This is a genomic window from Methylocystis sp. H4A (assembly GCF_015709545.1).
Lineage (GTDB): Bacteria > Pseudomonadota > Alphaproteobacteria > Rhizobiales > Beijerinckiaceae > Methylocystis > Methylocystis silviterrae.
Genome location: NZ_JADNQY010000013.1, coordinates 58,503 through 77,711 on the forward strand (window position 1 = coordinate 58,503; position 19,209 = coordinate 77,711).

Genomic DNA, 19,209 nt, shown 5'->3' on the forward strand with positions numbered 1-19,209 from the left:
CAGTTACGATATGAGCAATAATGAAGCAGTTTCGAGTCATAACCGGATGGATCGACTATTGGCCGCCTATCATCTGGTGACCTGACTTCCATGGACTCCCGCAGCGGTAGCCTGCCCTCGGGTAGAACCTTCATCTCCTCGCCCGTCAGCATCTCGAACTCGAGCACCCCATTCGCGAGCGTATCGAGTTGCCTGTGTTTTTCGGTCAAGATGCGCTTGGCCTCATCATAGGCTTCCTGCACCAGCCGCCGCACTTCGGCGTCGATCGTCTGCTACGTCGCTTTGGAGATCGTCTGGTGCCGGATCGAATAGCCGAGGAAATGTTCCTGGTGCGTATCGGCATAGGCGACCGTGCCGAGTTTGTCCGCCGGCCTTGGCGGCGGCAATGACGCGCACACACGACGCGCCGACGCCGACGAACATTTCGACGAGGTCGGAGCCCGAGATCGAGAAGAAGGGCATGCCAGCCTCGACCGCCTCGGCTACGTGCTGGCGGCCGGCGCGACGCCCATGCGGCAGGGAGCGGCTTTGGCCTTCGAGGAGCCGGGCACAGCGTCGACATAGATGCACGCCGTTTTTGGAATGCAAAGACCGTCATTGCGAGGAGCGTAAGCGACGAAGCAATCCAGGAGTCGCACTAAAAAGTGGATTGCTTCGTTGCGCTCGCGATACGATCCAGCGCGAAGACCGTTCGCTCCAAGGGAGCAAACGGTCGCCATCACGCGTGGCGGAGCTTGGTCTTTTTCGACGATCGCTTGCCGAAGACATGCGCGTACCAGCCCGCGCCCAGAGCGAGCGCTACGACGGTAGCGACGGCGACCGCAGTCCAATCGCGTAGAAACGCTTCCCCGACCGAGAAGGGGAAACGGGCGTTGTATTCCTTGCGCCCATCTTCGCTGCGCGCCCGCACGAGCGCCACATAGTCGCCTTGCTTCCTGAAGTCGTGTTCGAGCTGGATAACGCCGGTCTGGAACTGCGCGGGCGGCAGGTAGGCTTCGTTCGGCGCAGCCTCGTCGTCCCCCTTCGGGTCCGCCTCAACGATGCGGATCTCCACCATCATGTCCCGCAATTCGTCCTGCATCGTGTCGACCACGATGGTCGTCGGTCCTGTCTCAGGAATGTCCTCGCAGAACTGGCTTCGCGATTGCGTCGGCTGATAGAAGCTGAAGGTTATGATGTTAGGCCCCATCTGGGTCGCGCATTCGCGAACTTTCTGGAAAGCCTTGGCGGAATCCCTGCGCACCGCCTGTGCGTCCGCGCGGGCGATCAAGCCGATCGCCGCGAGGAGAATCAATAGGAGCCTCATCATGAGCATGCCTCCACTCGTCTTCCGGCACCGCGTCTCTAGATTCGAGAATGCCGCAATTTTTGGTCTGACGTCCATCGCCTCCCGCCGCAGAAGGCGGCGAGAGGCGACGAAATGAGCTCGATTCTGGGAGTTTTTCGCATTCCCTCCCGCGCCGCGCCGTCGTTCGTCAGGAGGTCCAAACGCGGCCGCGGCGCGAGAATCTTGAGCCTTACGCGCCGGTCAGCAGTTCGACGCCTTCCTTGCCGATGACACGATGGATGTTCAGCAGGAGTTGGATCACGACCCCGAACACGCCGAGCGCCATCCAGCCGAAGAACACGAAGCCCCAATGCAGCGGCGCAACGAACAGCTCTTCCATAAACCAGAACGTGTGGCCCCACTCATTCAGGCCAACGTTCGGAATGATCATGAAGGGTCCGATCGAGACGATCAGATAGGCAATCGAATAGCCCTTCGAGAAGTAGGGGATTCGCGTCTTCGCATGGAAGAAGCAGCCGATCGCCATGATCGAGTAGATCGGATAGCTCATGTAGAACTCGATGATGTGCGACGGGGTGAAGTCCGTGTCGCGAATCACCGTCATGTGCCACGTGCCGTCCTGCTCGGTGAAGAAAGACGCGCCCCAATAGATCGCCGCCGCATAGACGACGAGCCAGGCTGCATTGTCGGCGATGGCCTTCATCTCCTGACGCGGCGTCACGGTCGACATGTCACGCACGCGCGTCTTCCAGAGCCAGCCGGCGAGGCCGATGCCTGAGATGAGCTCCAGCGGAATTTCCGTCCACAGAATGCTCATCCAATAGGTCTGGAACTCCGGCGCGAATGAATCGAGGCCAGCCCGCCAGCCGTAAATCTGCTCGTATATGCGCACGATCAGATAGAACCCGTTCAGAACGGCGAGCCCGATCCACATTCCCCTTAGGTCGACAACTTTTTCCACTTCTGCACGGGACCGGCCCGCAACTTCTGTTGTCACACTCATTTTTCATCCTCCGATTGATCCGGGCGGTCTTGGTTCCTCCCGTGAGGGAAATGTGCTCGACCTTGAGATCGATTACAGCTAGTCTCGTTTGACAATAAGAATACCGGGCTTGCCATCGAGTTTGCCAAACTCGAGACAAAGTCTGCCAAACGTCAGGGCGTCGCAATGGATGTTGTTGTCCTTGGCTATCGCGATTGCATCGGGTCTGCGTTTCTGGGTCCCTATGACATGCTTACGATGAGTCTTCGGATGCTCACGAAGCCAGGTAGACCGCTGCCGTTTGAAGTCGTTACCGCGAGCTTTAATGGCGCGCCTTTTGATGACGGAAACCGTAGGCGGCAGGAGGTAGATAAGGGCCTTGATTCGATCAAGTCTTGCAGCGCTGTCATCGTCCCAGCTTACATATGTGATGGTAATAATCGTCTGTCACTCTCTATCGAAATTGGTGCAATCGCGGCCTGGTTGAGGCATCAACATGCGCTTGGCGCAATTGTGTGCGCCTCCTGCAACGGGGTCTTCATTCTTGGCGAGGCTGGGCTACTTGATGGTCGCCGTTGCACAACAACGTGGTGGCGGCACGATGATTTGAAGGCCAATTATCCACGCGCACAGGTCGCGTGGGGTGCGTCTCTTATTGAAGAAAATCGTGTTGTAACTGCGGGCGGGCCGCTTTCATGGATCGACCTTTCGCTCCACGTCATTCGCTCTCTTTGCGGTGGTGACGCCGCGAAAGAGGCTGCAGATTTCACGGTTGTTGACACGACGCCATCAACTCAAACCATTTATGTCCCTCCCGGACATTTGGCAGCGTCCAACCGGTTCTTGCTTGAAGCTGAGAGGGTGGTTCGCCAGGCCGGTGATGCACCGCTAACAGCCCGGCAACTCGCAGTTGCGCTCAATTCCTCAGAGAGGACGCTCCACAGACGCCTTAAAGAAACCTCAGGAGAAACTCCGAAAGGCTTCATCGATCGAGTACGTTTTGAAATCACTCGAACGCTGCTCGAGACGACTGCACATTCCGTTAAAGAGTTGTCGCAGACCTCAGGATACTCAGATCAAACTAGCTTTCGCCGCGCATTTCAGCGGTATTCTGGAATGACCCCAGGTGCCTATAGGGCATGGATAAAAGCGCGCCGAGGGACTGCGTGAAACGTGTACTCGTGATTCATTCGGTGAGGTTTGTAGTGATGATGACAGGCCCCTCTCGCCTCCCGCCGAGAGATATGACCTTATTTGCACGCGAACAAAGCAGACCGGAGCGCCCACGTCGCTAAACGAGCCCCTCTCAGCGGGCACATTGTGCTCGAGCGGAAGAAGTTCGAACATAGGCGTGGCTCATGCTGGAGGGTGACTGTGGCAGCACACGCATTCGACGCTTACGGAACTGTCTTTGACGTGCGTTCCGTGACAGTCAAGCCAGAAAAAATTGCGAATCATTAGCTGCCTCCCTCTCCGAAGCCCCGAGTCAGAAATTCGAACCGATGGGACTCTTTATGGGTCCGGAGCCTAAGTTTGTCGATTGCGACTCTGGGTACGGTAAGCCCCAGGCGTCATGCCGGAGTATCGATAAAATGCTCGTCGAAAGCTCGCTGCATCCGAATACCCAGAGCTTGCAGCCAGTTGCTTCAGCGAGCATTTTGTCGTCTCAAGTAGCATTCGAGCGGTTTCGAAGCGCACGCGATCAATAAATTGCTTTGGCGTCTCGCTGGTCGCCTCTTTTAGCCGCCGATTCAAAGTCCGACTCGACATGCCAAGTGCGCGTGCGAGGTCTTGCGCTGTCATAGGGTCCTCTCCAGCTAGCCGGACGACGTGCTCCGCTTCAAGCAAGAAGGCGTTCGCCGCAGCAAAATGACTAAGTGGAGCATATACCGAGCGCGTCGAGGGGGCCGTGTCGACGACCGCGAAATCAGCAGCTATCTTTGCAGCATCTCCACCACACAGCGAACGAATGACATGCAAACACAAGTCAACCCACGATAAAGGCCCGCCCGACGTTACTATCCTCTCGTCCTCGATGAGCGGAGCGCCCCATATAGCGTCGGCTCGCGGATAGCGGCTTTTCAATTCATCGTGACGCCACCACGTGGTTGTGCAACGGCGACCATCAAGTAACCCAGCTTCGCCAAGAATAAACACGCCGCTACACGAAGCGCATACCAAAGCACCAAGTGCATGTTGACGGCGAAGCCACGCGGCCAATGTACCAATCTGCGGCGTTGACAGGAAGTCAGCATTGTCGTCGCATAGATAGCCAGGTACCACTATCGCGCTTGACGCCTTGATCGCAGTGACGCTCTTTTCTACACTTAGAGCGCGCCCGCTACTATCTTCAAATGGCTTGCCATTAAAACTCGCCGTCAAAGTCTTGAAAGGCTGACGGTTGTCCTCTTTGCTGATCATTAGCGAGCTGAGCTTCAGCATATCGACTGAGCCAACGAATCCGGCTCCTAGGCAGCCGTTGAAGCCGAGCACGACAATTTCCATAGCCAGCCTGCTTGGGGTCAGCACAGCGCCGCCCCCGACACCAATTCCGCCTCCGGTTTACTGGTCCGGCGTTGACGCTCGTTCATTTGGTCATCGGTTGGGGAGTTTTTCAACCAAGATCTCAATTTTTTCTATTGATGGAGGCTTCTCCAGGAGATCCGGAGCGTTCGCCATTAGTGCTTTGGCTACTCCTCCAGAGAGATGGGCCTCGCGCCCCTTCTCGTCCGGAAAGGTATCGAAAATACCAAACCTTGACAGGCTCATCTGGATTGCAAACCAGCTGGCGGTATTTGGTTCTGCCTCGACGAGTGGCAGCGCGTCTCTCAAGAAGGTAGCTAATTGCTTCTCTTTTCCCACCTTGGCTTCAAGAGCAACAAACAATCCTGGCTTAGTCATTGGACTTTCTCCTTAGCTTGATCTGGATTACAGCGGTCAGCGCCGACAGGACGTGAAGCCTCCGTCACGTGACATTGCCTGTACGCCCCAAGAAACTCCCGAATCGAAAAGAAAGTGAGGACCCCGGCTGTCGCCATGGTAGAGCCAAGTAGAAAGCTATTGCCTCCGACACCGGCGCTTTCATCTGCTATAGCTGCACTTGCAACGTAAAATGCGGTGACCCATATCGCCACGATCCAGATTGCAACAGCTATCGCGTATAGGACATTTCCATTGAGCCGCTGGCTCTTAGCGCCTGTTTGCATAGTAATACTCTCACCCGCTCTCGCTCGTGATGAGCTATGTTGCACAGATTTAACGAAGGCTTGATCACCCACAGGGGGCCAAGTTTGCCAAAATTGGCTTCAAGTGTGCCATGCGCCCATGCTTGTGTTGAGCCGCCCTCTTCTGCCTCGTCATCCATAACAATCGAGGGTATGAGCGCCTTTAAGCGCCAGGCCCATGAATACTTGTCCGAGCCTTCGGGCTCGTCGAGCGAGAAGATGCGGCGAGCGTCGGTGTGCGGTTCAGGTGGGCTGACTTTTCAAAGGTCAAACAGACCGACAGCTAGGCTCAGGACCTATCAATTTTGATTGAGGCGCGATTCAAAGTCTCCGAGATGGAGGCTTTGATGAATGATTTGTTTTTTGCTCAGCGCGCGCCAGATGGCACGGATATCGCCGTATTTTCCGTTGGCGCACGGAGTGCGGCGGGTTGACGATCGTCGGGTAGTCAGCTGAATCGTCTATGTGATCAAGCATGGTCTGCAACGGATGGATGCGCCCAAAGACTGTGGGCCGCACAAGACTCTCTTCAACCGGTTCATCCGCTAGCGGCTCGGGGTCTTCGACCGCATCTTCGCGGCGGTCGTCGGCGAACGCCCCAAGTCCAAGCGCATCATGATCGACTCGACGCATCTGAAGGCGCATCGCTCCCCCGCAAGCCTTTTAAAAAAGGGTTCTTTCCCGTTGGGAAGATCAGCTTGATGCTCTGTGGACAGACCTTCTGATGTTTTGGAACGCCGACGGCACAATTGAGGCTGCGCGTGTCGAGCCCATGCCGGAACGGGGCGATGGCCTATGTCGCGCGGGACCCGTTGCAGGTGTTGCAGGCTTCCGCGCATGGCGTCGCTAATGTCGTCGCCTTCCTCGCCGATATCACCATTAACGGCGTGAACGTGCTCGCCTCTTAATGGACGAGAAGGACGTGCCTTCGATCGATCTTTACTGAGCGCCTTCGGGCGCTCCTTTTTTGTCTGCTGTGCGCGCGGCTTCTGACGCCTTGACTCGTTAGCAAAGCCGCGCTTCCCTTCCCCGATATTTGAGGGGGATCACACGCGGATCATCGCCGTTTTATTTGCGCTTCTTCCGTCGCTAGCTTTTGCCGATGACATCACGCCGGACAGCTTCGCTAACCGGCTCAAGGCCGACGCGCTGAAGCTCACCGTCAACAGCATGCTGGCGCAAAGCAATACGCTCTACATTCAAGGGACGCCCACAGGCGATCCAATTCCTATTGCCGCTCGCATTGCATACACTATTGAAAATAATTCAGGCATGCCTCTGAGCTTGGCCGTTAAGCGCAGGGGCATCTCAGCTGGTCCTTGCTCAGAGGTCGAAAGCGGCTCGGGGCTCGAACTATTCGATGACGCACTGGCGATCCAGTTGCAGCGCAACAAATCGTATCGCGATCGTGTCATGCGCTTCGTTCCCGACAAGGCGCGCGTGTCAGGAACGATCGTGATGGAAAACACGAGCTGCAAGCCGAGTGACGTTTCGGGCATGACGACCGTGCCCGTTACGATCACCGTCATGGTCGCGAACGAAAACAATTTTCTCGCGGTCCCATTGCAGACGGATGCGCGCCTAACCGTGCGCGGCAATTAGAAACGTTTCCCACCGTCGGTAGCATGACGAGCACCGATCCATACAGTATCCTCGGCGTCGCGCGATCTGCGACGGCCGTGGAGATCAAGGCGGCGTATCGGCTGCTCGCGCACGAGCGACACCCCGACAAGAAGAGCGGATCGCACGAAGCATTCGTCCAACTGACCGCAGCCTATGAGTACGCGCTCGCCCGATGCGGACGGCCGGCGGGCTCTTCCGCGAGCACTTCCCCACCGCCACGGCAGGAATCCTTTGACGAGTTCATGGCGCGCACGTATCGGCACTGGGAGCGCTCCTCCCAGGAGCGAGAGGAATATTTTCGGCGAACGCATGCACATGCGCCATTCCGGCTTTTGTGGTGGCGTCTATCTCACGACTTGCTCGCCGCCGCGCACGACCTGGCAAAGCTTCTCCGTCGTAAATCATAATAGAACGCACCGCGTCTGATCGCGACGATCCTCGACGAGGCGCGACAGGCCCCGACGAGCCATCACATGTCGTGACCTGTCGCTCACCGCTGGTTTAAAGAGGATAGTCGCGCGCAGGATCGATCCCGGCGTCCGTCAGGAATTTGCGCAGGGCGGCAATTTCGTCTTTTGGAAGGCTATGATGGACGTCGTGGAATCCATGGGAAAAGCCGCTCAGCGTCACCAATAAATGGTTGTGCCGAGTACGAGTTATTTCAGCTCCCAGCTCTTCCAACATTGACTTGACGATCTTTGGATCGATGTTGCTACTCATTGGATGCGCGAACAAGGCGTGCAGAATTGTCCGATGCTTATGGTTCATTTATTGAACTTCCCGCTCATCTCAAAGGTCTATCATTTCGCACGGTGCACGCAGCTGCGACAACGAGACTTGCCCTTTGCATCTGAACCATCCCGGGGTTCTGGTTTATTTCGCCGGAACCGGGATCGCCGAACCTTTGCCTTCCGGCGCGCTGGCGGGCAGCAGTTCGAAGGTCAGAAGTTCGACCGGAGCTGCGCCAGTGTTGCTCGATTCATGGGCGACCGAGCCGGTCTCTGCGAAACAATCGCCCGCCCTGTAAATGGTCGGCGTTCCGCCGAGCGTATAGGTCATCTCCCCGGAAAGGACGCAGCGCAGCCCCGGCCCGAGGTGAAGATGCGCATGCATGTAGCCCCCTGGGTCGATGGTCGTCTGCGTCACGCGGATACGGTACTTGCCGTTGAGCTCGGCGAGTTGGCCAAGGTCCGAGAGTTCAGCTTTGATTTTCTGGTGAAAGCCTTTGATCTCTACTTCGTCCGCCTTGGCGCTGGCCGAGGCGGCAAGGAACAAGATGGCGAAAGCGACGACGAAGTTCAACATAGACGCCTCCAAATGCGCGCGCCACAATCGTCGCGCAAAGCTCTCCTCGGTTTCAGTCTTCGGCAGCTTAACGTTGGTCGTCGCTAAGTCCGCGGCGGGCGCGTGGCTTGAAACAGCGACTGGCGGGCAGCGCCGCATCATAATTGTGGAGTCTTCGTTTTCAACACTTCAGCTTGAGCTCCGCCTTCGCAGCAATCACCCACAACGCCGTGCTTTGCTAGTCTAGATGCCCATACCCGCAGCCAATTTGTCATAAATTTTAAAAATCGGCGCTCACTTACACGCCACTGTCACTTCTTCATATTGTGGCCGCAACCCGAGCTGACCCTGAGTCTGTCATTTATGTCGCCTAAAGGTGTCAGATGGGTCAACCTCGCTTGCTCCCCCAAAAGGTCGAAGACCTAATCGGCGAACAGCTCCGCGCCATGTACGGTGACATCCTTGGTGAGCCGCTTCCAGATCGGTTTCTTGATCTCCTGGAGAGGCTAGAAACGGACAGGGTCTTGGTTTTCGGCGTCCCGGACCGCCAAAAAAAGCGCGACGCCTCAATAAATAGTCCAAAGGAGCGGGGTTTATTCAGCCGATTCGTCCGTCAACAGCTGAGGGCGGGCTAAGCGGAAAATCATGAAAGCGCTTCAGGCATAGGCCCTTTAGGCGAAAAATCGCCAGCAGAATCGACGCCGCCGAAATTCATGTGTCCGCCGAGTGTCGCTTACCGCGGCGGCGTCAATCCAGCGCCTGCTACTCGCGGGGACCTCAGAGGAGTTGCAAACTGTGCGGGTGGCGCAATCCTGCTTGTCGCAAGAAGGAATCACGACGCAGTTGCCTGAGCGCACGCGAGATTTACTCGCGTGCGAGTATTTGTCTTGCGCCCTCCAATCAGGATTGCTTCGGAGGCTGGCCGGCCTGGATTTCGATTGTCTTGGCGGCGCTAGCGGCTTCGGCAGGTTTCTTGACGGTGACGTGGAGAACGCCCTTGTCTAAATGCGCCTCCACGGCTCCGTCAGCGGGAGTGAATGGCAAGGACATTGAGCGATAGAACGAGCCGTAGCTGCGCTCCTCGACGTGCCACTCCTTCTCGTCCCTTTGGCTTTCTTCTTTTTTCTCGCCGGCGATGGTGAGCCGGTTGCCTTCTAAGCCTACTTTAATGTCTTTTTCTTCGACGCCGGGAAGTTCGGCCGTCACCTCGATGGCGTTAACCGTTTCGGCGACGTTAATCGCAGGCGCTTTCGCTCCGACACTCAGGGTCGGAAGACCGGTATCGAAGATACGAAACGCATCTTCCATCTCGCGTCGGAGCGAACGAAAGGGGTCTATGTCCTGACGGGACCACAGGCTCGGCAATCTCATTGTGCTCTCCTAGGATATGCGAACGCCAATGCCCGCTCCCAAGCTGTCAATCAGCATTGAACCGGGACCCCAGATCGGCGCCGAAAAGGGACCCCTTTTCAGGCGTGCGTTTTGTGCCGTAGTCGGCGTGACGGAGGGAGGGCGTAGCCCGACCGGAGTTACGCCGACTACGGCAGCGGCCTGGGCGGCGCGTCGGCCTCAGGCGCGGTTTTCGAAGCGCCAGCTTTCGTTGCCGGTTTCGACGATGTCGCAGTGATGGGTGAGGCGGTCGAGGAGAGCGGTCGTCATCTTGGCGTCGCCGAAGACGCTGGGCCATTCGCCGAAGGCGAGATTGGTTGTGACGATCACTGAGGTGCGCTCATAGAGCCGGCTGACGAGGTGGAAGAGGAGTTGGCCAGAGCGTCGGCGGCTCCTGTCGGGAATGGTTCGCCAAGGCGCTGTCCTCCGAATGGAAGAAGGCCAAGGCGTCTCGCCTGCGCGAGGGGACTGTCAGGAATCTTGTGTGTGGGGCCAGGTTGACCATCACACCACGACGAACCTTTCGTCGAACATGATGGCGAATTGGGTCTTCGCCTCGCACCATTCGCGTGGCGGCATTTTCCATTCTCCCGCGACCTGACGCAAGACGAGATACAGCAACTTCGTCGCGGCCTCATCGGTTGGAAAATGCCCTCGCGTTCGCACGGCGCGGCGCAATTTCGCGTTGAGCGATTCAATGGCGTTCGTCGTGTAGATGATCCGACGCACCGCGACGGGAAAGGCGAAAAACGGAATGACTTGCTCCCAGTTTCGCCGCCAACTCTGCGCAATAGCTGGATATTTTATACCCCATGGTCCGGCGTCGAATGCCTCCAGCGCCTCTCGGCCGGCGTCCGCGTCTTTCGCGCGATAGATCGTCTTCAGTTCGGCGGCGATGGCCTTGCGGTCCTTCCATGACGCAAAGTCCATGGAGTTGCGAATGAGATGCACGATGCAGGTCTGCACAATCGTTTGCGGAAAGACCGCGTTGATCGCGTCCGGAAAGCCCTTCAGTCCGTCCACCACGGCGATGAGAATGTCGTCGATGCCTCGGTTCTTCAGCTCGTTCATGACGCGAAGCCAGAATTTGGCGCCCTCGGAAGTCTCGATCCACAGGCCCAGAATATCCTTGGTTCCCTCGGGCGTAACGCCCAGCGCGACATAGACGGCCTTGTTGCGAACCAGCCCTTCATCGCGGATTTTGACGCGCAAGGCGTCGAAGAAAATCAGCGGATACATCGCCTCCAAGGGCCGGTTCTGCCATTCGGCGACCGTCTCCAAAACCGCGTCGGTGATCGTCGAGACGAGATTGGGCGAGACCTCCAGCCCATAAAGCTCCAGGAGATGGCCCTGGATCTCACGAACTGGGCGCGCCCCGCCATCGGGGCGCGCCCCAGCCGCCACGCGCGACGCATGTCATGCCGCGCGCATACATTGACACGATCTTCTCGTCGAAGCCCGGGAAGCGGCGCTGGTAACGCTGGATGAGCTTGGGATCGAAAGTTCCTTCCCGGTCACGCGGGATTTTGATGTCGATCTTCGACGTCTCGGTCAGCACGGTCTTCTTCGAATAGCCATTGCGGTGATTGGCTCTACCACCCACTGCTTCGCCATCGAGATGATCGTCCAGCTCCGCGTTCAGAACCCGCTCGGCCAGGGCCTTTTTCAGCTCGTCGAAAAGCCCGTCCTTGGAAAAAACTTCCTTTGGATCGCGCCCCGAGAGAAGTTGGTCCAGTGTGTCCTTCTTGATCGCCATAGTCCGCCTCCAGCGGTTCTACTATGGCCCACACACACAAGATTCCTGACAGTCCCCTGCGCGAGGAAAGCAACGTCGGCCTTCCGGTCCGTTCCTGCGTTGCCGACCGGCCTGCGCCGCGCATGCCCCTATGCCGCCTCTACACCACGCATTCCGGCCGCCTCGCCGGATCATTCGCGGCCTGAACTTCAAGAGGGACCGCATGATAAGCGGCCGGGAAGAGATCTCGCGAACCCCACTCCCGGCCTGACCACAACGCAAACGGAGCTTCACATCATGGCTAAACTGTCTCATACACCATCGCGGCGGGCCATGCTCGCCGGCCTCGCCGCTGCGCCCGTCGCAGGGCTTCCTGCCATTGCTGGCGTCGTCGCGGACGATGATCCGCTGCTTGAGGCTCTCGCAGAATACGAGCGCCTGCACGCGATCGAACGGACTGCTTGGGAAGCCGTGGCGGACGCCGCGCCCACGAGCAATAGGCTCCCGGAAGTTGTCTTTAATGGCAATCGCGTCTTCAGCATTCTCCATCTCGAAACCATGCGCGAAAGCAGCATGGGAATGACAGACGAAGAAATAGACGACACGATTGCGCGCCTCCGCAAAGGCAACGCCACAATGCGTGCTGAAGCCGCCGGCCTTGAGCCAGAATACCAGAACGCGCGCGCCGTTCTAGAAGCCCACAACGCATATGCGCAGAATGCCGAGACGAGCGAGGTATTAGATGCGGAGTCGGCCGCGCAGAAGGCGCAAGATAATGCGAACTGAAGCGCAGCGGGCGGTCTTCGAATCCACACCGACGACGCTCGCGGGCGCCTTACGGCTGCTCCGTCGCCTCGCTGACTTTCTCGACGAAGACGACGTGGTCAATGACATGCTTGTCGGCGACATGATCGGCGACTCCGTCCGCAACGCCGTCGCGGTGTTAGAGCGGGAAGCGCAGTCATGAGCTTCGACAACGACAACGCCTCCGCGGCGCCGCTCTTTATCGAATTGCGCCCCGGCATGCGCAAGGCGCTCGCCGACGCCGTGGACGCGTTCTTGAACCTGTTGGACCAGATCGACGCCGTCCGGACCAGGCGCACTGGGCCGAAGGAGCTAGCGACGACCGCGAGGACGAAAGCGAGCTGCTTGAGCCGACCGGCGATGAGGAGCCAACGCTCGGCGCGACGACCGCCGTCAATCAGCAACATGCTTGGGCCGCGTCTCGCGTGGCCGATGCGGTCGACGAAGCCGAGCCGTCGCTCGGCTGGACGGGCCATGGGAGCGGCCATCCCGAGATGGCGCTGCGCGGCTATGACGACGATCGGGAGAGGACTACAGGGCCGCGCGACGAAGAAGAGGACGACAGCGACAAAGGAGAGCTGGACGGCGACTATATGGACTCTTGGTTCAATTCGCCGCACCTGCCAGGCGGCAATGGCACGGTGCGGAGACCATGCCGATGACTGACCTGAGCAACGTCAAGGCGCGGCCATGCGAACGTCTCGGCGCATCGTCGAGAGCGCCGAGCGCTGCGCCATCAAGGCGGACGATTTGCGGAGAAGGCTGAGGCCGTGACTTACGACCGCACCGCGATCATGCGGGACGCCCACAAGCGATTCCGAGACGGCAAGCGCCTCGGGCTCGGCTGGACGTTCGGGGCAATGCTTGGCCACGGCATGGGCGGCTTCGAAAGATCGGCGCAAGGCTCATGCCCGGGGATTTGCGGCGTAGGCTTCGAGCCCTACATCATCCCGAGCGCCGAAATTCGTCGTCGGCGCAACAGAACGCCCCGCCGTGGATGAAACGGCGGGTTTTGCTGTTTGGGTTATTTCTGCGCCGCTTCCAGATGCGTCAACGCCTCTTCGGCGTGTCCGGTCGCAGCTTTGGCGTCCTTTTTATTGCCTTCCGTAATTGACGCCTTCAGATGGGTAATTCCTTCCTTGGTGTGCTCATTCTTCTTCGCTTTTTCCGCCGCTTCAGCGTGTTTAAGCGCGGCTTCGGCGTGCGTCACCAACACATCCGCATGACCTTGTTTGCCGTGGTCGATCGCTTCCTTGGTGTGGCTAATCGCCTCGGCCAAATGATCCTCGGCGAGCGCGACGCGGGGCGCTACGAAGGCCGCGACTCCAAGACCCAGCGCGAGTACAAAAATTCTGCGGTTCATTGAAATATCCTCCCACTAGCCATTCCTCGGAAGGGAATGCCGGCAGGATCATAATCCACAATTTGCGGGAGTCGATTGTGGCGATTGACGCGGCGGCAAGATACGCGAAGGAGTATTAGAGTTCGGCATCTAGCTGCCTTAAAGGGTCAGCCAGGGAGGCGATGATGTTCAAAAATATTCTTGTCGCGATCGATCTCACCGAATCTGAGATGACCAAGCAGGCGATCGACAAAGCGGCAGCGCTCGCCAGGGCTTTCAATAGCGAACTCAGGCTGGTCAATGTGCAGACGCTTATTCCCATTGCCTTCCTCGACTACGTCAAGGGAAATTTCGACAAGGATATTCGGCAAGGCCTTGAGAAGGAGATCGCGGCCCTAGCGGCTAGCATCGATCATCCGACCGGCCGAATCTCGACCGTTGTGCTGTTCGGTCCCGTCTATCAAAAGGTTCTGGCGGAGGCCGAGGAGTGGGGCGCCGAAGTCATCGTCGTAGGCTCCCACCGGCCAGGAATGGATCGGTTTCTCATTGGCTCCAACGCCGGCGCCATCGTACACCACGCAAAGTGCTCAGTGCTCGTCGTGCGGCAGTAGCGTCTTCGCCCCAACCGTCTTGGCGCGGGCGTTTTAATGTCGCCGGCAGCTCGTTGAGCGGACTCTTCCACTAAAGAGGCAACAAGGCCCCAGCGCATCGGGACAAGCTCATTGCCGCCAGCCGCTGGCCGGATGACTTCAATCTGCGTCGTAGGGCGATGTTGTAGCGCGGCTGGCCGATTAGGTCGGCGATGCGCTGGAACTCTTCCCAGGAGAGAGTAGACCGCTAGGGTGTGTCACCCCCGCGCCCGATATGGCGGCCAATCTGGCATCAGATGAACGTCCGGGAGCCGCAGACGGAGCAGACAAAGCGGCGCACCTCGCCAGGGCAACGAACGGCGTTCCCGGCGCCGTCCGCATGGCATCGAAGGCGACCTTGCCGTGATGGGCGCGCCTGCACAGGGACCCGCTGTCGGACCCCGTCACCGTCGCGCTAAACCTTGTATCGGAAACCGCCGCTGCCATTAGGCAGTCCGAAGAGCAAATCGGCCCATGCGCTCCAGCACTTGCCGTGCGGGAAGCGGAATTGGCCACATCGACAGGCCGCGCGGATGAAGCCGAGGCGGGCATGCAAAAAGTCGTCGACGCGATCGGTGCGTTTTTGTGTTGTCAGCCCAGCTTTGCCGCCAGCACGTCAACCTTCCCGATTTTGGGTGGCTGCGAGAAAAGCTCCGGCGCTTTCGCCATGAGCGCTTTCGCGACTTCCCCAGCAAGATGAGCGTCTCTGCCGGCTTCGTCATTGAAAACGTCGAAAATGGCGAAAGTGGTGGGTGACACTCGGATCGCGAACCACGACACTGTGCCGGGCTCTGCTTCCACGAGCGGCAGCGCCGATTTCAAGAACGCTGCAACCTCGTGCTCCTTGCCGATCTTCGCCTCCAGCGTCGCCAAGATGCCAAATTTCACCATTGCGACCTCCTCAAGACCGACGGTTTCAGGCCGTCAGTTTGCACCAAGCGTCCGCAGATGGCGGCAGCATAGCATTAACTATGGCGGCTGGTCGCGGTTGCCTGCATCGCTCCGCGCGTACGAACCGGCCCGCGCCGAGCCAAAAGTGCTCGGCGACTGGCCTTCCCACCGCACCTCCAGCCGGCCGGCGACGACCGGGCTTTTTCGTGGGCGGAGGGACGGAATCCGCTGACGTTCGCCGACGCTTATCCGGCAAATGTTGGCACGAAGCGGCGCTCGACGCAGTCTATTATCACAACTTATTGTGAGCGACCTGAGAGATGGGTGACAGTTTGTTCCGGACACATGGGTGACACCTCCCGCCAGTCTAGGCGGGAGGTGTCGAATGCCCTGGAAGGGGTGTTCGGTTATGGAAGAGCGTCTTCGGTTCGTCGCGCGTCTGCTCGACGGCGAGGCGATGAGCGATGTGTGCCGGGAGTTCGGCATCTCGCGCAAGACGGGATACAAAATCTTCGATCGTTACAAGGAGCACGGCCTCGAGGCGCTCACCGACCGCTCGCGGCGGCCGGTGCGCTACGCCAACCAGCTGCCCGAGCAGATTGAAAGCCTCATCCTGCGCTGCAAGCGTGAAAAGCCCCATTGGGGCGCGCGCAAGAATCGCGAGCTGCTGCTGCGCAAGCTCGACGGCGATTTCCGCGTCCCCGCCAACAGCACGATCCATGCGGTCTTGTGCCGGCACGGCCTCGTCAAGGCGCTCGGACGCCGCCGCCCGCGGGCGCAGGGCACGGAGCTTTCGCCCGGCCTTGCTCCCAATGATCTCTGGTGTGTGGACTTCAAGGGCGAGTTCAAGCTCGGCTCCGGACGCTACTGCTATCCGCTCACCGTCACCGATCACGCCTCGCGCTTCCTGCTGCTCTGCGAGGCGCTGGAATCGACCAGAGAGGACCCGGCGATCACCGCCTTCGGCCGGCTGTTTCGTGAGCGCGGCCTCCCCGGCGCCATCCGCTCCGACAATGGCGTTCCCTTCGCCAGCCCCAACGGCCTCTTCGGCCTCTCCAAGCTCTCCGTCTGGTGGCTGCGCCTGGGCGTCGAGATCGAGCGCATCAAGCCCGGCCATCCTCAGCAGAACGGCCGCCACGAGCGCATGCACCTGACCTTGAAGAAGGAGGCGACCCGTCCGCCCGGCATGAACAGCTTGCAGCAACAGGCCCGCTTCGACGCGTTCATCAAGGAGTTCAACGACGAAAGGCCGCACGAAGCGCTCGACATGAAGCGCCCGGCCGATGTCTATCGCCCGTCCGCCAAGCCCTATGACGGGAAATTACCGGAAATCGACTATCCGCTGCACGATCGCGACGTGATGGTCACCTCATGCGGGCGCATCTGCATGTATCGAAAGCGCGTCAACATCTCGTCCGTGCTCGCCGGTCAGCGCCTCGGAATCAAGGAAATCGACGACGGCATTTGGCTCGTCAGCTTCATGAGCTACGATCTCGGCTTCATCGATCTGGAGCAGAAAACCTTGCAACCCCTCGACAACCCCTTCGGCCCGAGGTTGTCACCCATGTCTTAGGAACAGACTGTTACCTATGTCTTCAGTCCGGACAATTGATTTTCTTGGCGCGCCAAAGGGGATTCGAACCCCTGTTTTCGCCGTGAAAGGACGACGAGCAGGCAGGGAGTTGCGAACCCTATCACCGGTCATTCCCAATGCTCTTCGAGATCCTCCTCTTCCGCGAAAAGAAGGGCGTCAAGATCGGCCTCCGGCTGCGGCCTCTCCAAAAGTCCCTCGTCTTCGAGCCGTTCGATGTCGGGGAGATCGCGCAGCGACGCGAGTCCGAAGACCTCTAGGAACTTCCTCGTCGTCACGTAGGCGAACGGCGCGCCGGGCTCCGGCGCGCGCAATGCGGCGTCGATCAGCCGATGGCGCTTGAGCGCTCCAATGACGTCGCGGCTGATTTCTCGCCCTGCAAACTGCGACAGCTCCGCGCGCGTCGCTGGCTGCAGATAGGCGATCGCCGTCACGGTGAGGAGTTCGGTCGGCGTCAGCGCTGGCGGTCCGGCGGCGTGGGCGCCGTTGTTCAGGACGCGAATGGCGTCGGCGTAGCGCGGTTTGGTGCGCAGTTGATAGCCGCCGGCGACGAGAACGAGGTCATAGGGCCTTGCCCGCAAATCTTCGCGAATGTCGCAAATCAAATCATCAAAATTGCAATCGCGCCCGACCAGTTTGGTGAGCGCGTCGCGCGTGACCGGCGACGGCGCGGCGAAGATCGCCGCTTCGACGCGCCCCATCCATTCGCGCCAGCGCATCGCCTGTGGCAGATCGGAAAGATCGGCGTCGAACAGCAAATCCCCATCGCGCCGCGGCACACGACGGTTTGGCGGCGGCGCACTGTCCTGTCGATGCGCCTTCATCGACGGCATGTCGGCATCCTTTTCATGTCACAGTCCGTAAAGTCGAAAATTGGCGCGACCGGAGAGTTCGCGCACGGCGCCAAGCGCCATCAACCGATCGAACAAACGCCGCGTGGCGCGATCGGAAAGGCCGGCCGACGTCGCCGCCCGCGTCGGCGAAACGCAATCGTCGGCGAGCAACAAATCGACGACGCGCGCCGCCTTTTTGGCGCGCAATTTTGGCGCAACGCTCAACAGTATATTGGAACGCCGCGACAGTTCTGTCGCCAGCGCGTAAGACTCTTGCGCCGCGCGCGCCATGGCGCGCGCGGCGCTCAAATCCCAATCGGCATCGCTCGGCCGTGGTCGGCGTCCGGTCGCCGTGCGCATCGATGGATGCGTGATCGTCGTCGCCAACAGCGGCAGCGGCGCCTGCCACGCGAGGCGCCGCGCCAACACAAGATCGGCGAACCACAGCGCAAAAATTTCGGCGTCGAATTGCGCCGCGTCACCGATGACGCCCAGCGCTAGCGCGCTCACGCGGGCCGCAGCATTGAGCGGATTCTCAGCTGTCGACCGCTCATCCACAAGGGCGGCGACCGCTTCGCAATCGATGGCCGGCGGTAAATCGAGACAATCGGCCGCGACTCTCACGACGCGCGCATCGAGCCGCACAGAAGGCGTTGTGAACAGGCGCCACAGCCGATGCAGGCGGCCGCCGGGCGTCGGCGCCGCGTCGAAGCCGGCGAGATGTTCGGCGTCGCGCAGGGCGCCTTCGTCTTCGCGCAGACGCGCTATCGCGGCGCAGGCGGTTGCGGCGCGCAAGGCGAGGCGCTGCCGCAGGGCGCCGGCAAAAACGGGTTCGAGGCCTCCTTCCCCGAAGTTTTTGCCGGGGCTCGAAGCATCGGCGGCTCTTCCGTCGGCGCGCGAAACATCGGCGGAGCCGATTCCGGCGCGCGAAATATCGCCTCCGGGGCAACGCAAAAGCTGGTCGAGGCGGGCAAGACTGGCGCCGGCGGCGAAGAAGTGCGCGCTGGCCGCGTCGTGTTGAACGCCGCCGACCTTCGCCCACTGCGTGTCAGGACACATCAGAAATTGAGAAATCGGCCTGTTGAATTTCAATGCGTTACGAAACGCTGCTGATTTACGCGTATACATTTGAATTGAGAAAACGCCCGAATGATGTACAGTTGAATTGAGAATTTGCGGCTCAACCATTTCTCATGGACGCGGCCGAAAAATGAACAGCAATAATGAGAACGCGCCCTGCCCTGATGACGCCGACACGACGGGGTCCGACGACCCGCAGTGGTTAGAGGCATGTCGACGCGAGGAGGCCATCAGAGAATTGTTAGGCCGCTCCGCGGGCGACCGGCTACGAACAAGCGACGTCGAAGATGTTGCTTTGGACCTCGGGATCAGTCGCGCGACACTTTATCGCCTCGTCGCGATCTATCGCGAAACGCCCACCGTTGAGGCGCTTCAGCCGAAGCCGCGAGGCCGATCGAAAGGGGCGCTCGCTCTCGACAAATCGCGTCATAAGTTGATCCGCCAGACGATCCGGGAAGTCTATCTGAAGCCGCAGCGTCCAACGCTGACCCACCTCGTCGAACAAATCCATTTG

At 59.4% G+C, this 19,209-nt stretch carries 22 protein-coding genes and 4 pseudogenes; 12 read left to right on the top strand and 14 right to left on the bottom strand.

Annotated features, from left to right (window positions below; all coding sequences use genetic code 11):
• Positions 1-140: 140 nt before the first annotated feature.
• Positions 141-266: pseudogene (locus IYW40_RS22015) on the bottom strand (hypothetical protein); the annotation flags it as partial.
• A gap of 85 nt (positions 267-351) precedes the next feature.
• Between IYW40_RS22015 and IYW40_RS21585 the strand changes: the two are divergent.
• The gene (locus IYW40_RS21585; RefSeq protein ID WP_245435149.1) at positions 352-564 is read left to right on the top strand and encodes a hypothetical protein; all 213 of its coding nucleotides are present in this window, start codon (positions 352-354) and stop codon (positions 562-564) included.
• A gap of 154 nt (positions 565-718) precedes the next feature.
• Here the strand turns inward: IYW40_RS21585 and IYW40_RS01955 are convergent, their stop codons facing one another.
• Both IYW40_RS01955 and amoC read right to left on the bottom strand, forming a co-directional pair.
• Positions 719-1,309: a hypothetical protein gene (locus IYW40_RS01955; RefSeq protein ID WP_245435102.1), complete on the bottom strand. Its 591-nt coding sequence runs from the start codon at positions 1,307-1,309 to the stop codon at positions 719-721.
• A 208-nt stretch (positions 1,310-1,517) separates the two neighbouring features.
• Positions 1,518-2,291: a bacterial ammonia monooxygenase, subunit AmoC gene (amoC, locus tag IYW40_RS01960; RefSeq protein ID WP_109026919.1), complete on the bottom strand. Its 774-nt coding sequence runs from the start codon at positions 2,289-2,291 to the stop codon at positions 1,518-1,520.
• Positions 2,292-2,456: 165 nt separating this feature from the next.
• Here amoC and IYW40_RS01965 point away from each other — a divergent pair, with 165 nt between their 5' ends.
• On the top strand, positions 2,457-3,440 hold the full coding sequence (locus IYW40_RS01965; RefSeq protein ID WP_109026920.1) for a helix-turn-helix domain-containing protein: 984 nt from the start codon (positions 2,457-2,459) through the stop codon (positions 3,438-3,440).
• Positions 3,441-3,797: 357 nt separating this feature from the next.
• On the opposite strand, the gene IYW40_RS01970 is transcribed toward IYW40_RS01965, so the two are convergent.
• Both IYW40_RS01970 and IYW40_RS01975 read right to left on the bottom strand, forming a co-directional pair.
• Positions 3,798-4,775: a helix-turn-helix domain-containing protein gene (locus tag IYW40_RS01970; protein WP_109026921.1), complete on the bottom strand. Its 978-nt coding sequence runs from the start codon at positions 4,773-4,775 to the stop codon at positions 3,798-3,800.
• 90 nt (positions 4,776-4,865) lie between these two features.
• On the bottom strand, positions 4,866-5,171 hold the full coding sequence (locus IYW40_RS01975; RefSeq protein ID WP_109026922.1) for an antibiotic biosynthesis monooxygenase: 306 nt from the start codon (positions 5,169-5,171) through the stop codon (positions 4,866-4,868).
• 1,493 nt (positions 5,172-6,664) lie between these two features.
• Between IYW40_RS01975 and IYW40_RS01980 the strand changes: the two genes are divergently transcribed.
• Together IYW40_RS01980 and IYW40_RS22020 are read left to right on the top strand one after the other, a co-directional pair.
• Positions 6,665-7,096 carry a hypothetical protein gene (locus IYW40_RS01980; RefSeq protein ID WP_109026923.1) on the top strand — a complete coding sequence of 144 codons (432 nt, stop codon included), beginning with the start codon at positions 6,665-6,667 and terminating at the stop codon, positions 7,094-7,096.
• A 23-nt stretch (positions 7,097-7,119) separates the two neighbouring features.
• Positions 7,120-7,524, top strand: a complete 405-nt coding sequence (locus tag IYW40_RS22020) for a J domain-containing protein (RefSeq protein WP_192879626.1) — start codon at positions 7,120-7,122, stop codon at positions 7,522-7,524.
• 94 nt (positions 7,525-7,618) lie between these two features.
• Here the strand turns inward: IYW40_RS22020 and IYW40_RS01990 are convergent, their stop codons facing one another.
• Both IYW40_RS01990 and IYW40_RS01995 read right to left on the bottom strand, forming a co-directional pair.
• A complete protein-coding gene (locus tag IYW40_RS01990; protein ID WP_109026924.1) occupies positions 7,619-7,885 on the bottom strand; it encodes a hypothetical protein in 267 nt (88 codons plus the stop codon).
• A gap of 105 nt (positions 7,886-7,990) precedes the next feature.
• Positions 7,991-8,422: a cupin domain-containing protein gene (locus tag IYW40_RS01995; RefSeq protein ID WP_158273655.1), complete on the bottom strand. Its 432-nt coding sequence runs from the start codon at positions 8,420-8,422 to the stop codon at positions 7,991-7,993.
• Positions 8,423-8,784: 362 nt separating this feature from the next.
• Here IYW40_RS01995 and IYW40_RS02000 point away from each other — a divergent pair, with 362 nt between their 5' ends.
• Positions 8,785-9,036 carry a NepR family anti-sigma factor gene (locus tag IYW40_RS02000; RefSeq protein ID WP_109026933.1) on the top strand — a complete coding sequence of 84 codons (252 nt, stop codon included), beginning with the start codon at positions 8,785-8,787 and terminating at the stop codon, positions 9,034-9,036.
• A gap of 265 nt (positions 9,037-9,301) precedes the next feature.
• Here the strand turns inward: IYW40_RS02000 and IYW40_RS02005 are convergent, their stop codons facing one another.
• The 3 genes and pseudogenes from IYW40_RS02005 to IYW40_RS02015 form a co-directional block, all read right to left on the bottom strand.
• Positions 9,302-9,772, bottom strand: coding sequence for an Hsp20/alpha crystallin family protein (locus tag IYW40_RS02005; RefSeq protein ID WP_109026938.1), 471 nt, complete (start codon positions 9,770-9,772; stop codon positions 9,302-9,304).
• Between the two features lie 198 nt (positions 9,773-9,970).
• Positions 9,971-10,168 (bottom strand): annotated as a pseudogene (locus tag IYW40_RS02010) (ATP-binding protein); the annotation flags it as partial.
• 126 nt (positions 10,169-10,294) lie between these two features.
• Positions 10,295-11,546: pseudogene (locus IYW40_RS02015) on the bottom strand (IS256 family transposase).
• A 312-nt stretch (positions 11,547-11,858) separates the two neighbouring features.
• On the opposite strand from IYW40_RS02015, the gene IYW40_RS02020 reads away from it, so the two are divergent.
• The 4 genes from IYW40_RS02020 to IYW40_RS02035 all read left to right on the top strand — a co-directional run bounded on the left by IYW40_RS02020 (position 11,859) and on the right by IYW40_RS02035 (position 13,330).
• Entirely contained in the window at positions 11,859-12,311 is a 453-nt protein-coding gene (locus IYW40_RS02020; protein WP_109026941.1) for a hypothetical protein, read from the top strand.
• The gene (locus IYW40_RS02025; protein WP_109026945.1) at positions 12,301-12,492 is read left to right on the top strand and encodes a hypothetical protein; all 192 of its coding nucleotides are present in this window, start codon (positions 12,301-12,303) and stop codon (positions 12,490-12,492) included. The genes IYW40_RS02020 and IYW40_RS02025 overlap by 11 nt, the downstream gene beginning before the upstream one ends.
• Positions 12,493-12,754: 262 nt before the next feature.
• Entirely contained in the window at positions 12,755-12,991 is a 237-nt protein-coding gene (locus tag IYW40_RS02030) for a hypothetical protein (RefSeq protein ID WP_124740580.1), read from the top strand.
• A 108-nt stretch (positions 12,992-13,099) separates the two neighbouring features.
• Entirely contained in the window at positions 13,100-13,330 is a 231-nt protein-coding gene (locus IYW40_RS02035; protein ID WP_124740581.1) for a hypothetical protein, read from the top strand.
• 23 nt (positions 13,331-13,353) lie between these two features.
• On the opposite strand, the gene smbP is transcribed toward IYW40_RS02035, so the two are convergent.
• A complete protein-coding gene (gene smbP, locus IYW40_RS02040; protein WP_109026958.1) occupies positions 13,354-13,692 on the bottom strand; it encodes a small metal-binding protein SmbP in 339 nt (112 codons plus the stop codon).
• 164 nt (positions 13,693-13,856) lie between these two features.
• On the opposite strand from smbP, the gene IYW40_RS02045 reads away from it, so the two are divergent.
• Positions 13,857-14,282, top strand: a complete 426-nt coding sequence (locus IYW40_RS02045; protein ID WP_109026984.1) for a universal stress protein — start codon at positions 13,857-13,859, stop codon at positions 14,280-14,282.
• A 609-nt stretch (positions 14,283-14,891) separates the two neighbouring features.
• On the opposite strand, the gene IYW40_RS02050 is transcribed toward IYW40_RS02045, so the two are convergent.
• Positions 14,892-15,191 carry an antibiotic biosynthesis monooxygenase gene (locus IYW40_RS02050; RefSeq protein ID WP_109026961.1) on the bottom strand — a complete coding sequence of 100 codons (300 nt, stop codon included), beginning with the start codon at positions 15,189-15,191 and terminating at the stop codon, positions 14,892-14,894.
• Positions 15,192-15,576: 385 nt separating this feature from the next.
• Between IYW40_RS02050 and IYW40_RS02055 the strand changes: the two genes are divergently transcribed.
• On the top strand, positions 15,577-16,764 hold the full coding sequence (locus IYW40_RS02055; protein ID WP_109026963.1) for an integrase core domain-containing protein: 1,188 nt from the start codon (positions 15,577-15,579) through the stop codon (positions 16,762-16,764).
• A 128-nt stretch (positions 16,765-16,892) separates the two neighbouring features.
• Here IYW40_RS02055 and IYW40_RS02060 read toward each other — a convergent pair whose 3' ends face one another.
• Both IYW40_RS02060 and IYW40_RS02065 read right to left on the bottom strand, forming a co-directional pair.
• Complete coding sequence (locus IYW40_RS02060; RefSeq protein ID WP_109026966.1) at positions 16,893-17,615, bottom strand: SMC-Scp complex subunit ScpB; 723 nt, start codon at positions 17,613-17,615, stop codon at positions 16,893-16,895.
• An 18-nt stretch (positions 17,616-17,633) separates the two neighbouring features.
• Complete coding sequence (locus tag IYW40_RS02065) at positions 17,634-18,743, bottom strand: DUF1403 family protein (protein WP_109026968.1); 1,110 nt, start codon at positions 18,741-18,743, stop codon at positions 17,634-17,636.
• Positions 18,744-18,825: 82 nt separating this feature from the next.
• Between IYW40_RS02065 and IYW40_RS02070 the strand changes: the two are divergent.
• Positions 18,826-19,209, top strand: a pseudogene (locus IYW40_RS02070) (transposase); the annotation flags it as partial.

Excerpts from the sequence above, each read along its gene's own strand:
- IYW40_RS02045 (WP_109026984.1), top strand. The coding sequence starts at position 13,857 with ATGTTCAAAAATATTCTTGTCGCGATCGATCTCACCGAATCTGAGATG.
- smbP (WP_109026958.1), bottom strand. The coding sequence starts at position 13,692 with ATGAACCGCAGAATTTTTGTACTCGCGCTGGGTCTTGGAGTCGCGGCC.
- IYW40_RS02050 (WP_109026961.1), bottom strand. The coding sequence starts at position 15,191 with ATGGTGAAATTTGGCATCTTGGCGACGCTGGAGGCGAAGATCGGCAAG.
- IYW40_RS02020 (WP_109026941.1), top strand. The coding sequence starts at position 11,859 with ATGCTCGCCGGCCTCGCCGCTGCGCCCGTCGCAGGGCTTCCTGCCATT.
- IYW40_RS01990 (WP_109026924.1), bottom strand. The coding sequence starts at position 7,885 with ATGAACCATAAGCATCGGACAATTCTGCACGCCTTGTTCGCGCATCCA.
- IYW40_RS01995 (WP_158273655.1), bottom strand. The coding sequence starts at position 8,422 with ATGTTGAACTTCGTCGTCGCTTTCGCCATCTTGTTCCTTGCCGCCTCG.
- IYW40_RS02055 (WP_109026963.1), top strand. The coding sequence starts at position 15,577 with ATGCCCTGGAAGGGGTGTTCGGTTATGGAAGAGCGTCTTCGGTTCGTC.
- IYW40_RS02000 (WP_109026933.1), top strand. The coding sequence starts at position 8,785 with ATGGGTCAACCTCGCTTGCTCCCCCAAAAGGTCGAAGACCTAATCGGC.
- IYW40_RS02005 (WP_109026938.1), bottom strand. The coding sequence starts at position 9,772 with ATGAGATTGCCGAGCCTGTGGTCCCGTCAGGACATAGACCCCTTTCGT.
- IYW40_RS01980 (WP_109026923.1), top strand. The coding sequence starts at position 6,665 with ATGCTGGCGCAAAGCAATACGCTCTACATTCAAGGGACGCCCACAGGC.
- IYW40_RS01965 (WP_109026920.1), top strand. The coding sequence starts at position 2,457 with ATGGATGTTGTTGTCCTTGGCTATCGCGATTGCATCGGGTCTGCGTTT.
- IYW40_RS02060 (WP_109026966.1), bottom strand. The coding sequence starts at position 17,615 with ATGCCGTCGATGAAGGCGCATCGACAGGACAGTGCGCCGCCGCCAAAC.
- IYW40_RS01955 (WP_245435102.1), bottom strand. The coding sequence starts at position 1,309 with ATGATGAGGCTCCTATTGATTCTCCTCGCGGCGATCGGCTTGATCGCC.
- IYW40_RS02025 (WP_109026945.1), top strand. The coding sequence starts at position 12,301 with ATGCGAACTGAAGCGCAGCGGGCGGTCTTCGAATCCACACCGACGACG.
- IYW40_RS01970 (WP_109026921.1), bottom strand. The coding sequence starts at position 4,775 with ATGGAAATTGTCGTGCTCGGCTTCAACGGCTGCCTAGGAGCCGGATTC.
- amoC (WP_109026919.1), bottom strand. The coding sequence starts at position 2,291 with ATGAGTGTGACAACAGAAGTTGCGGGCCGGTCCCGTGCAGAAGTGGAA.
- IYW40_RS02065 (WP_109026968.1), bottom strand. The coding sequence starts at position 18,743 with ATGTATACGCGTAAATCAGCAGCGTTTCGTAACGCATTGAAATTCAAC.
- IYW40_RS01975 (WP_109026922.1), bottom strand. The coding sequence starts at position 5,171 with ATGACTAAGCCAGGATTGTTTGTTGCTCTTGAAGCCAAGGTGGGAAAA.
- IYW40_RS22020 (WP_192879626.1), top strand. The coding sequence starts at position 7,120 with ATGACGAGCACCGATCCATACAGTATCCTCGGCGTCGCGCGATCTGCG.